The following is an 18,440-nucleotide window of genomic DNA, read 5'->3' as shown; positions in this document are numbered from 1 at the left end:
GTAAGGTATCCCCCTTAACTGCAAAAAAGATTAAGACGCTTGAAATACCCAAGCGACAAATAGAGAACAGTTAATCTTACGCTTTGCCCACTCTTTGAGTGGGCATTTTTATTTATCCCGCAGGGACTGATTGGATTGATTGTTATTTTAATGCTTGCTATAACCAAACAACTTGAAGTTGCAGGTAGGCGGCAAGTGAGCGAATCCCCATGAGCATAGGCAAACTATGTGATTGGGGTGAACGAACGTAGCCAACACCGCTGCTGCTTCAAGTAGGAAGGGTATATAACACCCGTTAACACTTACACACTACTTAATGTGGCAGATAGACAGCAACATTAAGTAAGCAAATTTGCACCCATATAGTCGGGGAGCCTTAAGGCTGAGATCGCATCGCGAGACCCGTTGAACCTGATTCAGTTAGCACTGACGTAGGGAACTATTAACACCAATAACGATGTTACTTACAAAGACAACGGGGCGCACACTCGATTGCTCTTAGGTGACATTGACCATTTTGGTCCCATTGGTCAGTTCCTATGCGTCATCTGTAGGAGCCTGTCATGACCAACACTTTATCTGCTCTTTCACCCATCCCAATCGTATTAACCATTGCTGGCTCAGATAGCGGCGGCGGTGCAGGGATCCAAGCCGATATCAAGGCCATTTCCGCCACTGGTAGCTATGCTTGCAGCGCTATCACCGCCATCACCTCACAAAATACCCTTGGGGTAACAGCAATTTTACCGATTGCCATTGAACACATTGCCAATCAACTGGATGCGATTTTTAGTGACTTTACCGTGGCAGCGGTAAAAATTGGTATGCTGGCTGACAGCCAAATTATCCATATCGTCGCTGAAAAACTCCGTCACTATCAACCCAATATTATTGTGATTGATCCTGTGATGGTCGCCACAAGCGGTGATGCATTACTTGCCGATCAAGCCGTCAACGACTTAAAGCAGCAGTTATTACCACTAGCCACGGTTATCACGCCTAACTTACCTGAAGCTGCGGTATTAACTGGCTGTCCGATACCAAAACACGACCAGCAACTTGATGAGATCATCGCAGCATTACAGACTTTGCCAAGCCAAGCGGTACTGCTTAAAGGAGGCCACTTTACGGCATCAGCAAATAGTCACGATTGGCTGATCTGCGGCTCGCGGGTAACGTGTTTTTCAGGGCGAAGAATCCACACCAGCAATACTCATGGTACAGGTTGTACCCTTTCGGCGGCGCTTGCTTCTTACCTCGCGCAAGGCTTAAGCCTTGAGCAAGCCGTAACGCGAGCAAAACATTATATCTCGCAAGCCATCTTACATGCTGACCAGTTGCACGTAGGTAAAGGCCATGGGCCAGTACATCATTTCTATGCGCTTCACAGCAAAAATGGTATCGATAATAAAAAATTGGAACCGGTTACAGAAACCGGTTCCAATTAAGTAAAAAACGATCTAGACTAGCCAAAGATTAAGCCTATTTCTGGTAAAATTATTAAGGGGTAACCTATGACACAGTACAGTTTTCCGAAAGATTTTCTCTGGGGCGGCGCAGTAGCGGCTCACCAAGTAGAAGGTGGCTGGAACAAAGACGGTAAAGGCGTGAGTGTGGTTGATGTGCTTACTAAAGGGGCTCATGAAGTACCTCGAGTGATCACCGATAGCGTAGAATCCGATCAGTTTTATCCTAACCATGAAGCGATTGATTTTTATGGACGTTATAAAGAGGATATCGCGCTATTTGCTGAGATGGGCTTTAAATGCTTTCGCACATCGATTGCTTGGACACGAATTTTTCCGAACGGCGATGAAGCCACACCTAACGAAGCTGGGCTGCAATTTTATGATGATCTGTTTGATGAGCTATTGAAATACGGCATTGAACCCGTCATCACCCTCTCGCATTTCGAAATGCCGAATCACTTAGTGAAACAGTATGGCAGTTGGGCGAATCGCCAAGTGATCGACTTTTTTGTGAAATTTAGCCAGACCGTGATGGAACGCTATCAACACAAAGTTAAATACTGGATCACTTTTAATGAAATCAATAATCAGCGTAACTGGAAGCTGCCGATTTGGGGATATTGTAACTCAGGGATGATCTACACCGATTACCCAAACCCTGAACAGATGATGTATCAAGTGCTGCACCATCAATTTGTTGCCAGTGCACAAGTGGTCAAATTAGGCCATCAAATAAACCCTGATTTTAAAATCGGTAGCATGATCCACATCATGCCTCTCTACCCTGCCACTTGTCGTCCAGAAGACGTATTACTCGCACAAGAGCTCATGCGCGAAAAGTATCTATTTAGTGATGTTCAAGTGCGTGGCTACTACCCAAGTTATCTGATTAAAGAATGGCAACGTAAAAATATCCAAATCGATATTGCCCCTGGGGATGAGCAAATTTTACGTGAAGGCTGCGCTGATTACCTCGCGATCAGCTACTACATGACCAATATTGTCTCAACCCAGAAAGAGGAAGGACAAACCACCTCCTTATTTGAAAATAGCCGTCTCAATCCATATCTACCTGCTTCTGATTGGGGTTGGCAAATCGATCCCGACGGTTTACGTGTTGCCCTATCTGAACTGTATGAGCGTTACCAAAAGCCGATTTTTATTGTCGAAAATGGCCTTGGCGCGATTGATGAAGTACAAGCGGATGGTTCAATTAATGATGATTATCGAATTAACTATCTCAGCGAGCACATCAAAGCGGTGGCTACCGCCATTAACTACGATGGTGTTGACGTGATGGGCTACACGCCTTGGGGCTGTATTGATTGCGTGTCGTTTACCACTGGTGAATACAAGAAACGTTATGGTTTCATCTATGTCGATAAGCACGATGACGGTACGGGAACCATGGCGCGCTCGAAGAAGAAAAGCTTTTACTGGTATCAGCAAGTGATTGCCAGTAACGGACAAATTATTTAATTACATCTATACCCAAACAACTTGGAGTTGCAGGTAGGCGGCAAGTGAGTAAGTCCCCATGAGCATAAATAGACTATGTGATTGGGGCGAACGAACGTAGCCAACACCCCTGCAGCTTCAAGTCGGAAGGGTATACACTCACCAGCCCTTTGCACGCTCAAGTGACAAAGGGCTGGATCAGTTAGGAGTAATCGTTGTCATGGCCACCATTAATGATGTATGCAAAGCCGCCGGAGTTTCTAAAGCAACCGTATCACGAGTGCTGAACGGCAATGGCCAAGTAAAAGAATCTACCCGCCAAGCGGTTCTTGCTACCATGCAACAACTCGGTTATCAACCCAATACCTTGGCGCAAGCGCTGGCCACCAATACCTCTCATGCGATTGGTTTAAGCTTACCGCATTTTCAAAGCAGCTATTTTGGTAGCATTCTGCATCATGCCGAACAAGGGGCTCAGCAAGCGGGCAAAAAATTGCTGGTAGTGAATGGTAAAAATAGTGCTCAAGGTGAGCGAGAAGCGCTGCAAACATTGGCGAATCAACGCTGTGACACGATTATGATCTATAGCCGCCATTTAACGGAAAGCGAGCTAAGTCAGTGGCAACAAACGCATGCCATACCGCTCGTGGTATTAAATCGACACTTTTCTACTTCAACAATAGCAAGCTTTGGCTTAGATCAAACTCAATTAGCGACCCTTGCTATGCAGCACTTATTAACCCTTAACCATCGAGCGATTGCTTGTATTACTTCACCGCTCAACAGTGAAACAGGACAGCTCCGCTTCGCCGCTTATCAGCAGCAGCTCGCGCAATCTGATATTGACCCCAAGCCTGATTTGATCGCCGAAGGCGATAATAGCCTTAACTCGGGCTACCATGCTACCCAGCAGCTACTCACTCGAGGTGTCCACTTTAGTGCGATTTTTGCCTGTAATGATGATATGGCGATTGGCGCCATTCGCGCTTTACATGAGCACCGCCTGCACGTACCACGGGATATTGCCGTTGTTGGTATTGATAATGAACCTGCAGCGGCCTACGGCATTCCAAGTTTATCAACCGTAGCGCTGCCGATTGTCGAGTTAACTCAGGCTGCCACACAATGCGCGGTGATGCTTGCTAATAAGCAGCCAGTGACCTCATTGCATCATACTTATCTTGGCCAGTTAATCGTGCGTGAGTCGTCACTGTCCGCTTAATTTTCAGCGTAAAACGATCACATTGCGCCGATTAAATGATATAACCGAGACTGCCTTTTGCACTATTGTTGATAAAACGCAAAGCAACACCTTGCAGGTCAGTCAATGATGGTCTTTTCACACTTGATCCGCTCTCCTAGCGGTTAAGTTTTCTCTAAAGTAAGGAATATGTATGTCTGATATCGCAACCAGTATTGATGCCATTCAACCTATGGTGGAATCTTCTTCTGGCTCTATCTGGGGTTATGTGGTCGGTGGGCTAGTTCTTGTCGTGGCCGCTGGTTATTTTGGCTTTAAAAAGATCAATCAGCCTGCCTTTGTGATTAAACAAATTCGCAAACGCAACCGCAAAGAAATGCAAAAACAAGGGATAGAAAGCACCGAAGCGCTGGCCGATTTGGATCATTTGTTGGATGTCGTTCAGCAACACGCTATCGAGAATGGCATGAGTGGCACGGCTATGGTTCAACTGCTGGCACCACTCAACGATAAAGCCAAAATCAACTCTGCTGCTGGGTTTTATCAAGCGATGGCTTATATTGCCAAAAACATCAATCAGCCACAGCTAGTGAAAAGCTTACAAAACAAATCTAAACAAGTGAAATCCAGCTCGCCACTGATGGCCGGGCTACTGAAACGCGCTGGGGTTTAATTCTCGATTTCTGTGGCTTGCTATAATCACCAGCAGGCCATAGCAACAACCATTCCGTTCATTCGTATAGCTTAACCTAGCTCACACTTTTTCACTCTCCCTTCGATCTACGCCCTAAATTGCTGAGTAAGGGATGAGTTGCATTATCTAACCATTGTCTACCCTAAAGCGGTTTCTTATTGATAGCAGTTAGGTTTTAGACGATGCATCCAGAATATTCCTCTTCAAAAATAAACGTTTATCAAGTCTTTACTCGTCTATTTGGTAATACGCAAACCGCCAACATCCCCTGGGGCACAAAAGCGCAAAACGGAGTGGGTAAGTTTAATGATTTTACGCTTAAAGCCTTGCAAGAAATTGCTCAATTAGGGACAACGCATATTTGGTATACCGGTGTTCATCATCATGCTTTAGTGGCCGACTACCGCCAGTTTGGCATCAGTGATGATCACCCAAGCGTAGTCAAAGGACGCGCAGGTTCGCCTTACGCGGTGAAAGATTATTACTCAGTCAATCCCGATTTGGCCGATAACCCCGCGCAACGTAACCAAGAGTTTTTGGCCTTAATTAACCGCTCACATCAGGCTGGCTTAAAAGTCATTATTGATATTGTTCCGAACCATGTGGCGCGACACTATCAAGGATTAAACAATCCTCCCGGCGTCGAAGACTTCGGACAAAGTGATAATACTCAACTTGAGTATGCCAGAGACAATAATTTTTATTACCTACCCAATCAGGCGTTTCAAATGCCCGATCTGCCCGATCACTTAGCACCATTAGGGGGTGAAAATCATCCGCTCCTGGCTGAGCCTTATCAAGAGTTTCCAGCCAAATGGACCGGCAATGGCTCGCGGCAGGCCAAACCGGATGTGGACGATTGGTATGAAACGGTAAAGATTAATTACGGCGTTACCCCTAGTGGAGAGAAAGACTTCGCCGAACTGCCAGAATCTTATCGCTGGCTTTCTCATCAAGCGCATTTTACTTTTTGGCAGCAGCAGTCAGTGCCGAACTCGTGGCTTAAGTTTCGTGATATTGCGCTCTACTGGTTAGAACAAGGGGTTGATGGGTTTCGTTATGACATGGCGGAGATGGTACCGATTGAGTTTTGGAGTTTTATGAACTCAGCGATCAAGCACGTTAAACCTAATACCTTTTTAATGGCCGAAATCTATCAACCTGAGCTTTACCGTGATTATATTCAGTTAGGCAAAATGGATTATTTGTACGATAAAGTCGATTTATACGATGGGTTAAAAGCCATCATGCAGGGCAAAGCATCAACCGCGATCATTGGCAGTATTGAGCATCAAATGCGTGATATTGAACATCATATGTTGCATTTTTTAGAAAATCACGATGAACAACGCATTGCCTCGGCTGACTTTGCTGGTGATGCTGAACAAGGGCGACCAGCGATGCTGATCTCTACCTGTTTATCCAGTGCGCCGACCTTGATTTATTTTGGTCAAGAGGTGGGAGAACCAGGGGCGGAACATGCTGGATTTGGTCAGCCGTCACGCACCTCTATTTTTGACTATATTGGCGTACCTGAGCATCAAAAATGGCTGAATCACGGTCGATTTGATGGTGGGCAATTAAGTGATAAGCAGCGCCAGCTACGTCAATTTTACTGCCAGCTACTCAACTTAGCGAAAAGCAGTCCTGCGCTGATGGGCGATTATCACGATTTATACGCTGAAAATTGGCCACATTTTGCAGAGCAACAACATACGCTGTTTGCCTTTGCCCGCTCTTGCCCTGAGCAAAAATTGATTATTGCGGCTAACTTTAGCACCACGGCAAGTAAAACCGTGCCACTGCATTTACCCCAAGAGCTGATTAAACATTGGCAATTGAGCGAGGGAGAATATGCCTTAATCGATCATCTCAATCAGCAACCACTCACACTGGTGGTAACGAAGCAGCGCAGTTATGTCGAGATAAATTTTCAGCCGCTTTCCACGCATTTTATTGAAATTGACCCTGAACACTTAGCTTTGTAAGCCAGTTGCTGATCTGCTCCCTGCTGAGAAAAACAGCAGGGAAATTGTACGATGATGAAGGAGTATAATATGCGCGCCCCGTTTCTTTTTCACGGCCAAACTGAATCATGGGTTACTCGCCACCAAGATTCATTAACCTTAACCATAGCTATTGAACGCTCATTTCCATGCCGCCAAATTCTCGTGCGTCATGAGCCTGATAATGAAGAACATTTAGTCGAGATGGTCAATATAACCACTCATGAACGGCTCACTTATTGGCAAGCAACTATCCCGCTAAATCAAGATCGCGCGGTGACTCACTATGTTTTTAAGGTACTCTCTGAACAAGGTCAGTGGTGGCTAGATGCGAAATCTGTCTCCGCGCGAATCCCGAGCCGTGAGTACCACTTCAAGTACAATGCACAACATCAGCCGCCATCTTGGGTTAGTCGACAGGTTTTTTATCAGATTTTTCCGGATCGCTTTGCTAATGGCAAACCGGAAATCAGCGTCAAAAGCGGAGAATACTGTGTCAGTGGCGGCAGCAAACCGGTGATTGCTAAAGCATGGGGGGAGCCCGTTGATAATCATCAAGGCAATGGCGGCTGTGAATTTTATGGCGGCGACCTATATGGGGTAGAAGAAAAGCTTGATTACTTACAAGATCTTGGCGTTACTGCGCTGTACCTCAACCCGATCTTTCATGCCCCTAGTAATCATAAATACGATTGCATGGATTACTATCATGTCGACCCACATTTAGGTACCAATCAACACTTTGCGCAGCTGTGTGATAATCTTCATCAGCGAGGGATGAAAATTGTGCTCGACGCGGTTTTTAACCATACTTCTACCGAGCATCCGTGGTTTAATTTACAGGGTTGGCATCAAGAAGTAGGCGCTTATCAATCGGTCCAATCCGCTTATCGTGATTACTATTTTTTCCAAGGCGACACTCAAGAATATATCGGTTGGAAAGGAGTCGCTAGCTTACCGGTGTTGAACTTTCAGCATCCTGACGTCAGAGCGGCTATTTATCAATCTGATCAAGCGGTAATTAAACATTGGCTAAAGCCTCCGTATCAAATTGATGGCTGGCGCTTTGATGTTATCCATATGCTCGGTGAAGGTGAAGGTGCCAAAAATAATGCTCATTACGTGCAAGCCTTTCGTGATGCGGCAAAACAGATCAACCCGGATTGCTATGTATTGGGTGAACATTTTTTTGAAGCGACTCAATGGCTACAAGGCGATCAAGAAGATGGCGCGATGAATTATTATGGTTTTGCGCATCCTTTACGGGCCTTGCTCACGCATTTAGATATTGCTTTTCACCCTATCGATATCCAAGTAGCGCAGTTTCTCGATTGGCTAGCAGAAGCCAGAGCCAAAATCCCGTGGGCGAATCAGTTAGCGCAACTCAATCAATTAGATAGCCATGATACCGCACGATTTATGGAGCTGATCGATGGCGATCAACCGTTATTTCATATCGCCAGCACTCTACTTTTCACCTATGTGGGTACGCCTTGTATTTATTATGGGACGGAGGTTGGATTAAGAGGCAGCCATGACCCCGACAACCGTCGTGGTATGCCTTGGCAGCAAGTGACAACATCACCTTATTTTGCTTTCTTTCAACGACTGATTGCGCTACGAAAACAATATGTCGCTTTGCAGATAGGCGATTTTCAACTGCTGTATCAAGATGAGAGCAGTTTTGTCTTTGCACGCTGCTATGCGGAGCAAAGCGTTCTGGTTGCGATTAATCTTGGTCATGCCCGTGACGTATGTTTGCCCCTCTGGCAGTTGGGGTTAACCAGTGGGGAGTTTAGCAATGCGCTAAGCGCACAACATTATGAGTATCGACATGGAGAAATGCTCATCACGCTTGAGGCCAAAAGCGCGATGATTTTAAGCTAGCCAGTACCAAGCAAGCCAGTTGTTAATTCCGGCTTGCTTGGGTTCAGTTACTCCGCTTTACTAAGTACAATCTGGCACTCGGTTACCGTTTCTGCTTCACTTTGGCTGGGTAAAATGCCTAACGTATGTAAAAAGCCTTTCAACATAATGGCATAGATAAACATCATCGGCAGACCGGCAACCACACACAGTGATTTAATGGTCTCTATACCGCCGCCTGCTAAAAATACACTGAGACTGATCAAACCAATGGCCGCCGCCCAAAGTAGCTTCACTCGATTATCAGGATCGCCATTCAGTTCAAGTTGATTGGTGGTTAACATCGCCGTAGCGACACTGGCGCTCGACATGGTGGTCAACATTAAGAAAAATTGGATGATTAAAAACAAAGCGAGGATCCAGCCACCGCCGGGTAAAGTTTTGATCAAAGCGACCACAGCGTAGGTTAATCCCCCTTCCGCCATCCAAGCTTGAACGGGTAAGCCACCTAGCATTTGCGCCCATACCGCATAACCACCGAAAATAGAGATGAAGAATGCGCAGCCTAAAGCGCCCATCGAAAGGGTATAAAGGATCACCTCTTGAATAGTACGGCCACGTGAAATGCGGGTGATAAAGAGCCCCATCATGATCAAATACGCGTAATACCAAAACCAGTAGTATTGCGTCCAACCTTCAGCAAAGCCACTTTGCTGAACCGGATCGGTCCACAAAGACATTCTAAAAAAGCTATCTAGCATCACGCCTAATGAATCAGTAAAATTATTAATGATAAAAGCAGGCTGAGTGACCAGCAGAACAAACAGCGCAAACACAATCGCCAAGGTCACTGTCCAATTTGAAATTTGATTAATGCCTTGATTAAAGCCGACTAACATCACTGCGACTAATGAGCTAACAAACAACGCAATAATGATCCCTTGTAGAGCAAGACTGTTATTGATCGCCAATAAATCGGCAACCCCAGTACTCACCAGCGTCACGGTTAACGCCAATGAGCTAGCAAAAGCAGCCAGCGTGCCAAAAATCGACAACAGATCAATACTTTTGCTGACCAGCGGATGATTGCCGACCACGGATGAACATAGACTCGACACTTTTAAAGTGCGCCTTTTCTGCACATAAAAAGCATAGGCAAAAGGAATCGCGGGGAAACAGTAAATGGCCCAGCCAGTGATCCCCCAATGGAAAATCGAATAGGTCACAGCCCACGCGGCGGCTGGGTAACTATTCGCCTCAGCAAATAACGGCGGCGATTGTAGGTAATACATCGGCTCACCAATCGCCCAGTAAATCAATGATGCACCAACTCCAGCGGTGAATATCATCCCACCATAAGAAAAATTGCTGTATTCGGTTTGTTCATCACCCAGACGGATTTGACCATGTTTGGAAAAGGCGAGCCAAAGTAAAAAGCCGACTAACGCCAAACTGGCTAGTTGCACCAACCAGCCAAACCAGTGACTGACCCACGCCATCGCTTGTCCGGCCATGGCTTGTGAGTTGGCAGGATAAAGGGCTGAAACGGTCAGTAATACCAATACCAAAATAATCGCTGGGAAAGCCAAGCCATAGTTAAGATTTTTCAAGCGCCTGCCTCCAATCCTGTAAAGCACGAATATGGGTTGGGGTAATACCGCAGCAGCCACCAATCACGGTTGCGCCTAGTTCATACCACTGCTTGGCAAACTCAAGGTAATCTTGCGCGCTGAACTCACGCATCGCCTGAACGGTTTGATTAGCCGCATGTTGCGCTTTAATCGGCGCAAAGCTATTGGCATACACCCCGATCTCGATACCGGTTTTATCTCCATTCAACGCATTTTTCGCTTGCGAAATAGCATCCGCCATCACTTCAGGTACTGAACAGTTGAATAACATCCCTGCCCCTCCTGCCGCAGCAACTTGCTGAGCCGCATCCGATACCGACTCTCCAGAACGCAGCAGCGCCACATCGCCATCATCTTGCAAAGTAAACGAGTAATAACAAGGCTTACTTGATTGCCCTAATACCTGCTGAATCATGCTCAACTCTTCTAAGCTGGAAATGGTTTCGGCAATCCAGATATCCACGTAAGGATCTTGCGCCGCATACAGGGTTTGGGTGATCGCTTGCGCTGGTTGCGCTTGAAACAGATCGGGGCGATAGCTGCCCATTGCTGGCGGAATTGAGCCTGCTACCTGTACGGCATGTGACGCTTGCTGTGCAACCTCAGCAGCAATTTTCGCCGCTAAACGGGCCAATCTTGCGCCATCACTGCGATACAGTGCTTCGCCTAAATGAAAGGGCACACAGGCATAACTATTGACGGTAATGATCTCGGCACCGGCATCAATAAAACTCTGATGAGCTAAACGGACGTGATCTGGCGATTCAATCAGTGCTTGGGCGCTCCATAACGGCTGTGAAAACGGCGCGCCTATGCGTTTTAATTCCCGGCCCATACCGCCATCAAGAAGGGTAAATGTGCTCATATTCTTGTATCCATACTGCTTTATTGGTTCAAGCATTGAAGCATACTGTGAGCAAGATCATAGTGAATAAGCTTCACATGCTACATGAATATTTTTCAGGTTAGTGACTTGATTTCAATCGACATTTTAGAGTTAAAAGTCTAATGCTTGATCTTCGTTCAATATTTGCCTAGCCAATATGATTGACGGAATCAATCATTATGTTAAATTCACCGCGAATACCCCCGTTTTATTTGCTGCCATAAAGAGCTTCTTATGATAAAAAAAATAATCCTAATTGCCGGACTGGCCCTCGCCCTGCTAGGTTGTAAATCCGAAGATGATAGTGCTTTACGCGCTCAACAGCGCGCTGATGCTATAAGTAATGAAAAACGCGATATCGCCTACTATTTAAGTCAACATTATAATTTATATTCAAGCTCACTACAGAGCACACTGAATAACCATAATTTAAGTGTTTCGATTGCCGATTTAGTGAGTGACGATCAAAGTCCAACATTAAGTGCTCGTGTTAAACAAGCGGATGAAACGATTCGTACATTACAAGGTATCGAAGCGTTTACCGATGAGTTATTAGAGCTTCGCTTAGCCGACGGCACCATGCTCAAAGATCTGCAACAAGGCCAACTGCCATTATTCGCCTTTGAACCCAAAGGTAATGAGCAAACCTGGCAGTTTATTGAAGCGTTCGACATTTATGGCAATATCCACCAGTTGGACGTCTATCAATTACCAAGCTTTCCTGTATTTGTTGTCGATAATAACAGCGCAAAATCACTACAGGCAGGCTTACAAGCTATGCGTCAGGAACTGCAAAAATTGGGACAACAACCCATCAGTCAATCTGACGACCTCCTATCGACATCGCAAGCGCGTAACCTTAGTGTGGCGAATAAATCAGATGTGCAACCTCTCTCAACCACGGTATTGAAAAAAATCCGCCTTGAAGATGACAAAGAGCCTTGGATTTTGGGTAAAGCTGAAATTTATGCTTTGGTAACAGGGGTTGATCCTAGTCGTGATAAACCGACGATTGATGTGGTTGACATGCCTTATTTGGATTATGACAAGATAGATTACTATCCTAACCAAGTAATGATCCATTGGGCGCGCTATCGTTGGGGAGCGGTTGATATCGTATTAATGGAGCAAGACAGTGGTACCGATTATAAAGAACTGGCTAAGCTGTTGGTTGAAGCCGCAGAAAAAGTGCTACAGTCAATTCCTGATCTTGAAGCTCAAGGGTATTCAGTGATTGCCAATATCACAGGTAAAATTATCGATGCCATCCCCAGCGGATTGCTGACTAACGATGATGATTTTGTTGATGTTTTTTATACTATTCAGCAAGATAAGCCTTATATTGATCATCCAGGGGCAACCAATAACGCACTGGTCACGTTAGAGCCTTTAACCATTTATCCTACTCGTTAATTTCAGTATTTCTTTTCCCTAAAACCGAAAGCTTTGCTTTCGGTTTTTTTCTGCCGCTTGATAGATATTTATGCGATTTATAATGGATAAATAATCATTATAAATCGCCATGCTGTAAATCAAGCAGACTAAAAAACGTACAGTTTTTTTTACTTAATAGTCTATCAATATCATTAAATTAACCACTAGATAACAATTCAGTAAATAAAAACAAACACATTCACCCAGCTAATAATAGCTTTATTAATAAACTATAAAACTGGCGAATGGCTGCCGTTGTAATGATCCTTGATGAGTGGTATTTGCCACTAACATTTTACAAGGATAAAAAAATGTTTAAGAAAAATGTCAAACGTACAGTACTGGCTGGGTTATTGTTGCCAACTTCAATCTCACTGGCAATAGCATCTCAGCTTAAGGATCAAGAAGTACCGAGTTTTACCCCCTCTGTTGCTGTTGAAAATCATCAAACAGAACAACGCTATTTTGTTACCTACGTGCCTGGGGCAACCAGCGGACCAATGCGGATGAGTCAAAACGGCTTAACAGAAACAGATTTCTCTCTGCAAAAAGCCGCCGATATATTAAGTACTCAGCAAGTAACGGTCATCAATCACCTCGAGTCATTACATACTTCTGTGGTTGAAATGACGCCAACTCAAGCCAAACAACTGCTCGATAATCCTGATGTGGCGATGATCGAAGTCGACCCAATACGCTATTTATTCGATGCTGAGATTGAGCCTTACGCACAACAGACCCCATACGGAATCCGTATGGTACAAGCCGATCAACTCTCTGACGTTTATGCGGCTAATCGTAAAGTTTGCGTCATCGACTCGGGATATCTTCGCAACCATGTTGATCTACCGAGCGCTGGAGTCACAGGCAGCACTTTCTCTGGCCATGGTTCATGGTTCACTGATGGCAATGGCCATGGAACTCACGTTGCAGGGACAATTGTCGCACTGGATAATAATGTCGGAGTTGTTGGGGTGCTACCGTCTGGCTTAGTCGGCCTACACAACGTAAAAATCTTTAACGATTCCGGTGTCTGGACTCGCGCTTCGGATTTGATTCAAGCTATCCAATCTTGTCAAAGTGCAGGCAGTCATGTGGTAAATATGAGTTTAGGTGGTAGCCAAGGCAGCGTAACCGAACAAAACGCAATGCGTAACTTTTACCAACAAGGGATGCTCTTAGTTGCAGCAGCAGGTAACTCAGGAAACAGCGGCTTCTCATACCCGGCGTCTTATGATGCAGTGGTCTCAGTTGCGGCGGTTAACTCAAGTGGTAATGTGGCTAACTTCTCACAGTTCAATTCACAAGTTGAACTCTCGGCACCAGGAGTTGGGGTACTATCAACCGGTAATAATGGCGGCTACTTAAGCTATAGCGGAACCTCAATGGCTTCACCTCACGTTGCAGGTGTCGCAGCGCTGGTTTGGAGTCACTTTCCACAATGTCGACCAGAGCGAATCCGTCAGTCACTCAGTCAAACGGCTCTCGATCGTGGTGCCGCAGGTAGAGATAATTTTTACGGTTGGGGGATAGTTCAAGCGAGAGCTGCCTATAACTGGTTATCTCGCAATGGCTGTTAATTTCTAATATTGAGAATATGAACAGGGTACTGAGTACCCTGTTTGTTATTTTCCAGAGACAAATCTAACCGTCTAAATTAATTTGTTTAATCAATTCTTCTTGTACACGGTCTGCCTCAGATAAGGGAATTTGACAGGTTCCAGCGGCATGATGACCGCCGCCACCATATTTGAGCATTAACGCACCAACATTGGTTTTGGAACTACGATCAAAAATTGATTTACCAGTGGCAAAAACAATATTCTGCTGTTGAAAACCCCACATTTTGTGAATCGAGATATTACAGTGAGGAAAGAGCGCATAAATAATGAATCGATTACCAGCATAAATCACTTCTTCATTAGTTAAATCCAATAAAACAAGATTACGATAGACTTTTCCACAGCGCTGAATCTGTTCTTTAAATTTGATTTCATGCTCGCGATAAAGATCTACCCGCTCCTGTACATCAGGCAGTGCCAAAATTTGTTCAATGCTTTGGGTACGACAATTCTCAATCAAATTCATCATTAAGTTATAGTTGGATACTCGAAACTCTTTGAATCGGCCGAGCCCAGTGCGAGCATCCATCAAGAAATTTAATAAGTTCCAACCTTGGGAATCGAGCACTTCATCGCGAGTAAATTGGGCCGAATCTCCTTTATCAACCGCCGCCATCATCTCTATCCATCGCTCCGGAAATACCGATTCCCCCCCATAATGATCCCATACAACTCGCGCGGCAGACGGTGCATTCGGGTCGATAACATGATTGGGGCGAGAACCTTGATTACGAATGGTTTCTGATAAATGATGGTCAAATACCATATGTGCTTCTTTGACATAAGGTAAATTGGTAACAATATCGTGCTCGGTAATCTCTATCAATCCATCTTGCATATCTTTCGGGTGTACAAACTTAATTTCCTCGATCAAATCAAGCTGTTTGAGCAAGACGGCGCACACCAAACCATCAAAGTCACTTCTCGTGACTAAACGGAATTTTTGTTGTTCTGACATAGCTAATTCCTTTATCTATTTGTTGTTATTCAACGGTGAAGAGACCGGAAAAAATAAATACAGCACTCTTTAATATCATCGAGCTTAATAAAGCTCACTAATGCTTAAAAAGCAAATGGAACACTCTCTATCTGTTTATAAATCGACCCTCTTATGAGGGTCAAGATTATTAATAGGCGTATCTATCTAGTTATTAAGTTCGAATGTGTTTAATCGCCGCATTTAAATCATCGACATTACGCTGCAAATCGGTAACAACAGGACCTAGTTGGTTAATAGCAATATTCATATCCGAAGACAGCGATTTAATATTACTGAGATTACTCGATATCTCATCGCTCACTGTTAATTGCTCTTCCGTTGCTGAGGCGATAGAGGTATTAAGCTTATGGATTTCAATGGCTGAGTTTTGTATGGTGCCTAATGCTTCGTTAGCCGTTGCCATATTGCCACGTGTCGATTGCATTTTATCGGCACTGGAACGAATGGTTTTGGTTGACTGCTCTGCTTTTTCTTGCAGCGCAGAAATCATGGTTTCAATTTCTCCCGTTGACTGTTGAGTTCGTTGCGCAAGAGAGCGAACTTCATCGGCAACCACCGCAAATCCTCGCCCTTGTTCACCAGCTCGAGCCGCCTCAATCGCCGCATTTAATGCCAGTAAGTTGGTTTGCTCGGCGATAGCCTTAATCACATCAAGGACATTGCCGACATTATTCGATTCATTCGCTAATTGCTGAATAACCTCTGACGTTTTGGTAAATTCGCTTTCCAACTCACCAAACTCATGAGTCGTTTTATTAAACACCTGCTTACTGGTACTGGCTTCTTTTTCTGCGCTACCGGCGTACTGCTCGGCCATGGTGGTACTTTCGGCAACAGTAGAGAGCGCGGAGGTCATCTCTTCCATAGCAGTAGCCGCCATTTCAAGTTCTTGACTTTGTTGATTGGCTACTTTTGCATTTTGCTCAGTCACATCACGAATCGTATCTGAGATAGCAGAGATAGTATGATTAACTTGGTTAATTTTGGTAATGGTCGAAGAATAGCTAACCAAGACTTTGTTGATGGTTGAACCGATAATCCCTAATTCATTATTACTTTTATCGTCCACTCGCAGGGTTAAATCTGAATCGGTATCGACTTTTTGTAGTAGCGTTGCCATGCTGTCTATTGGTTTCACCACCTTACGATTGACAATGAAGTAACCAAGAATGGCAATCACAAAGACAATCACTAGTGAGATATTACCGATCAACACCGTACTTTTTACTTTCTGTGCGGCCTCATTCATCTGTTGACTGGTACGATTCTCCAGTTCAGTAAAAAACTTATCAATGGGAGCCATGATTTTAGCTTTCTCTTGATGGTATTGATTACTGTGCAATAACTCGATAGCCATATTACGATCCGGCGCTCTTCTCACCGTGTAATTGCCACTTGCATCAGCAAACAGTCCTTTTACCGCGTTCATGGCTTTGACTTCCATGTTGACTAAGGCATCAGAATTAGCTTGAGCTTCCCTCAGTAAGCGAAACTCTTGTTCAGTAAAGCCTAAGTCACTCATCATTTGATTAAGCGAGATTGTCTTACCATCAGGTTTTGGTTTTTGGCCATGTTGTAAAACAAGATCCCAATAAATGGTGTGGTAATTCTCTGGGCGGGGTTTCTTTCCGTTACGAATATCTAAAATATCCATATACATTTTTTCGTACTTTTCATCACCCGTGACGACATAAGTTCGTCCTAAACGGGTTAAGTCATCCGAGCTTTGGCGAAGTTCGTCTGCAGCTTGATAAGATTGATAGCGAACTTGCGCCATACGCTCAACTTGGTGCATGAGTCCATTGAGCTGCAATACGGTTAATACACTAATAATAATACCCGCACTAATCACAGCAAATACGAGCTTCATAGTATTGTCGATAGTCATAACACTGCCCCTTGGTTTTTATCAACGAAAATAAATTAAGCCGTATTGTTTTTATTATTACTATCAGCATAGAACAGTGTGATGAACCATGAAGGATTTTTTTGACTTGTGAGAAAGAAAGGCGTGCTCATTCTCACTTGTGCCCTCTTCAACAGAAAGACGTTAAAGGTAGAAATAACTAGTATGTTTGTGGGTAATGAATACACTATCCTTGAGACTGAACAGCGCATAGGAACCGCCACTATCATGAATACTTTTACCCATTACCAAAGTCCTTTTGGGATCATGACACTACAGGCTTCTCCACAAGGATTATTGGGCGCTTGGTTTGCCACCGAAACTACCATGCCAACAGAATTAGGTATCGAATCCGCACACTGCCCGCTACTTATCGACACCATACAACAGCTAGAAGAATATTTTACTGGCCAGCGCACCGCATTCTATTTGCCTCTCGCCGCCAAAGGAACGCCATTCCAGCAATCGGTTTGGCAAGCACTTGGGAAAATACCTTATGGCGAGACATGGAGCTATCAACAGTTGGCAGAAGCCATCGGTAACCCAAAAGCGGTCAGAGCAGTAGGATTGGCCAACGGAAAAAATCCACTTTCCATTATCGTCCCTTGCCACAGAGTCATTGGTAAAAATGGCAAACTAACGGGTTATGCGGGAGGCATAGAGCGCAAAGCGGGCTTGTTAAAATTAGAAAGGAATAGATTTAATTAATTATCAAATTTATTTACTTTGCTTCTATGCTCATTGACTTCACAGATGAGTTGCACCAGAAACAAAAAGCGCGAGTAATTTTCATTCTGCTCACGCTTTAAATCAAGAAGGTATTACGCTAATTAGCGCTGAATTTTACTCACCATCAATATCGCAATTAGTACAACTTTGTAGGGCGATTTCGTGTTCAAATACAATCGAGTCACTACCATCAGCCAATAGCTCTGCGATCTCATCCGCCACTTCTTGCTCATCTTCAGCTTCAACTTCAACTTGCTCAGCAAGCTCTTGTTCAGAATAACCGTAAAAATTAAGCAATAAGTAATCTCGCGCCTCGTCTTTCGTACACGTCACCTTAACCGAAAGATCCGGTTCGATGCTGTCTTGCGCCGTGATTGTCGCCACTTGTGCTAACACATCCTCTTTCATCGTCGTGGTTAACCAACCCAAATCAGTACTCACTGTAGTTTTTTTACAGTTAAAACAAGGGAGTGGATGAAAATAATATTGAAAATTAGTCATGAGTTATTTCTTCTTTGTTTGTTATCCAGCAAGATTA

14 protein-coding genes and 1 riboswitch are annotated in these 18,440 nt (G+C 44.4%); of the genes, 9 read left to right on the top strand and 5 right to left on the bottom strand.

The features are described from left to right. Positions 1–357 precede the first annotated feature (357 nt). A riboswitch (TPP riboswitch) is annotated at positions 358–455 on the top strand. Positions 456–563: 108 nt separating this feature from the next. From thiD to malZ, 6 genes are all read left to right on the top strand, one after another. Beyond that, positions 564–1,448: a bifunctional hydroxymethylpyrimidine kinase/phosphomethylpyrimidine kinase gene (gene thiD / locus AACS00_RS06060; protein ID WP_110166812.1), complete on the top strand. Its 885-nt coding sequence runs from the start codon at positions 564–566 to the stop codon at positions 1,446–1,448. Between the two features lie 66 nt (positions 1,449–1,514). After that, positions 1,515–2,948, top strand: coding sequence for a 6-phospho-beta-glucosidase (locus AACS00_RS06055; RefSeq protein WP_072669310.1), 1,434 nt, complete (start codon positions 1,515–1,517; stop codon positions 2,946–2,948). Positions 2,949–3,147: 199 nt separating this feature from the next. Beyond that, on the top strand, positions 3,148–4,149 hold the full coding sequence (locus AACS00_RS06050; protein ID WP_110166811.1) for a LacI family DNA-binding transcriptional regulator: 1,002 nt from the start codon (positions 3,148–3,150) through the stop codon (positions 4,147–4,149). 172 nt (positions 4,150–4,321) lie between these two features. Then, complete coding sequence (locus AACS00_RS06045; protein WP_072669312.1) at positions 4,322–4,801, top strand: hypothetical protein; 480 nt, start codon at positions 4,322–4,324, stop codon at positions 4,799–4,801. Between the two features lie 203 nt (positions 4,802–5,004). After that, positions 5,005–6,810, top strand: a complete 1,806-nt coding sequence (locus AACS00_RS06040; protein ID WP_110166810.1) for an alpha-amylase family protein — start codon at positions 5,005–5,007, stop codon at positions 6,808–6,810. Positions 6,811–6,879: 69 nt separating this feature from the next. Then, a complete protein-coding gene (malZ, locus tag AACS00_RS06035; RefSeq protein ID WP_110166809.1) occupies positions 6,880–8,715 on the top strand; it encodes a maltodextrin glucosidase in 1,836 nt (611 codons plus the stop codon). Between the two features lie 47 nt (positions 8,716–8,762). On the opposite strand, the gene AACS00_RS06030 is transcribed toward malZ, so the two are convergent. Together AACS00_RS06030 and AACS00_RS06025 are read right to left on the bottom strand one after the other, a co-directional pair. Next, positions 8,763–10,304, bottom strand: a complete 1,542-nt coding sequence (locus tag AACS00_RS06030) for a BCCT family transporter (RefSeq protein WP_110166808.1) — start codon at positions 10,302–10,304, stop codon at positions 8,763–8,765. Further along, positions 10,291–11,190 carry a homocysteine S-methyltransferase family protein gene (locus tag AACS00_RS06025; protein ID WP_110166807.1) on the bottom strand — a complete coding sequence of 300 codons (900 nt, stop codon included), beginning with the start codon at positions 11,188–11,190 and terminating at the stop codon, positions 10,291–10,293. Before AACS00_RS06025 ends, AACS00_RS06030 begins: the two co-directional genes overlap by 14 nt. 255 nt (positions 11,191–11,445) lie before the next feature. Between AACS00_RS06025 and AACS00_RS06020 the strand changes: the two genes are divergently transcribed. Both AACS00_RS06020 and AACS00_RS06015 read left to right on the top strand, forming a co-directional pair. Beyond that, positions 11,446–12,624 (top strand): DUF3103 domain-containing protein, encoded by a 1,179-nt coding sequence (locus tag AACS00_RS06020; protein ID WP_170904862.1) that lies wholly within the window; start codon positions 11,446–11,448, stop codon positions 12,622–12,624. A 332-nt stretch (positions 12,625–12,956) separates the two neighbouring features. After that, a complete protein-coding gene (locus tag AACS00_RS06015) occupies positions 12,957–14,225 on the top strand; it encodes a S8 family peptidase (RefSeq protein WP_072669318.1) in 1,269 nt (422 codons plus the stop codon). Positions 14,226–14,289: 64 nt separating this feature from the next. On the opposite strand, the gene AACS00_RS06010 is transcribed toward AACS00_RS06015, so the two are convergent. Next, on the bottom strand, positions 14,290–15,225 hold the full coding sequence (locus AACS00_RS06010; protein ID WP_110166806.1) for an exopolyphosphatase: 936 nt from the start codon (positions 15,223–15,225) through the stop codon (positions 14,290–14,292). Positions 15,226–15,418: 193 nt separating this feature from the next. Further along, positions 15,419–17,155, bottom strand: a complete 1,737-nt coding sequence (locus AACS00_RS06005; RefSeq protein ID WP_110166805.1) for a methyl-accepting chemotaxis protein — start codon at positions 17,153–17,155, stop codon at positions 15,419–15,421. A 246-nt stretch (positions 17,156–17,401) separates the two neighbouring features. Here AACS00_RS06005 and AACS00_RS06000 point away from each other — a divergent pair, with 246 nt between their 5' ends. After that, on the top strand, positions 17,402–17,881 hold the full coding sequence (locus AACS00_RS06000; protein WP_110167037.1) for a methylated-DNA--[protein]-cysteine S-methyltransferase: 480 nt from the start codon (positions 17,402–17,404) through the stop codon (positions 17,879–17,881). Positions 17,882–18,016: 135 nt separating this feature from the next. On the opposite strand, the gene AACS00_RS05995 is transcribed toward AACS00_RS06000, so the two are convergent. Continuing rightward, positions 18,017–18,403, bottom strand: a complete 387-nt coding sequence (locus tag AACS00_RS05995; RefSeq protein ID WP_110166804.1) for a hypothetical protein — start codon at positions 18,401–18,403, stop codon at positions 18,017–18,019. Between the last annotated feature and the right edge of the window lie 37 nt (positions 18,404–18,440).

Origin of the sequence: Vibrio sp. 11986-1-5 (genome assembly GCF_963878025.1) — a bacterium.
Taxonomy (GTDB): Bacteria; Pseudomonadota; Gammaproteobacteria; order Enterobacterales; family Vibrionaceae; genus Vibrio; species Vibrio injensis.
Note: the sequence above shows the minus strand (reverse complement) of the source record. Positions and strands in the feature narration are given on the sequence as shown.

What these genes read in the sequence shown, in the direction of transcription:
- thiD (WP_110166812.1), top strand. Translation starts at nt 564, where the DNA reads ATGACCAACACTTTATCTGCTCTTTCACCCATCCCAATCGTATTAACC.
- AACS00_RS06055 (WP_072669310.1), top strand. Translation starts at nt 1,515, where the DNA reads ATGACACAGTACAGTTTTCCGAAAGATTTTCTCTGGGGCGGCGCAGTA.
- AACS00_RS06050 (WP_110166811.1), top strand. Translation starts at nt 3,148, where the DNA reads ATGGCCACCATTAATGATGTATGCAAAGCCGCCGGAGTTTCTAAAGCA.
- AACS00_RS06045 (WP_072669312.1), top strand. Translation starts at nt 4,322, where the DNA reads ATGTCTGATATCGCAACCAGTATTGATGCCATTCAACCTATGGTGGAA.
- AACS00_RS06040 (WP_110166810.1), top strand. Translation starts at nt 5,005, where the DNA reads ATGCATCCAGAATATTCCTCTTCAAAAATAAACGTTTATCAAGTCTTT.
- malZ (WP_110166809.1), top strand. Translation starts at nt 6,880, where the DNA reads ATGCGCGCCCCGTTTCTTTTTCACGGCCAAACTGAATCATGGGTTACT.
- AACS00_RS06025 (WP_110166807.1), bottom strand. Translation starts at nt 11,190, where the DNA reads ATGAGCACATTTACCCTTCTTGATGGCGGTATGGGCCGGGAATTAAAA.
- AACS00_RS06020 (WP_170904862.1), top strand. Translation starts at nt 11,446, where the DNA reads ATGATAAAAAAAATAATCCTAATTGCCGGACTGGCCCTCGCCCTGCTA.
- AACS00_RS06015 (WP_072669318.1), top strand. Translation starts at nt 12,957, where the DNA reads ATGTTTAAGAAAAATGTCAAACGTACAGTACTGGCTGGGTTATTGTTG.
- AACS00_RS06010 (WP_110166806.1), bottom strand. Translation starts at nt 15,225, where the DNA reads ATGTCAGAACAACAAAAATTCCGTTTAGTCACGAGAAGTGACTTTGAT.
- AACS00_RS06005 (WP_110166805.1), bottom strand. Translation starts at nt 17,155, where the DNA reads ATGACTATCGACAATACTATGAAGCTCGTATTTGCTGTGATTAGTGCG.
- AACS00_RS06000 (WP_110167037.1), top strand. Translation starts at nt 17,402, where the DNA reads ATGAATACTTTTACCCATTACCAAAGTCCTTTTGGGATCATGACACTA.
- AACS00_RS05995 (WP_110166804.1), bottom strand. Translation starts at nt 18,403, where the DNA reads ATGACTAATTTTCAATATTATTTTCATCCACTCCCTTGTTTTAACTGT.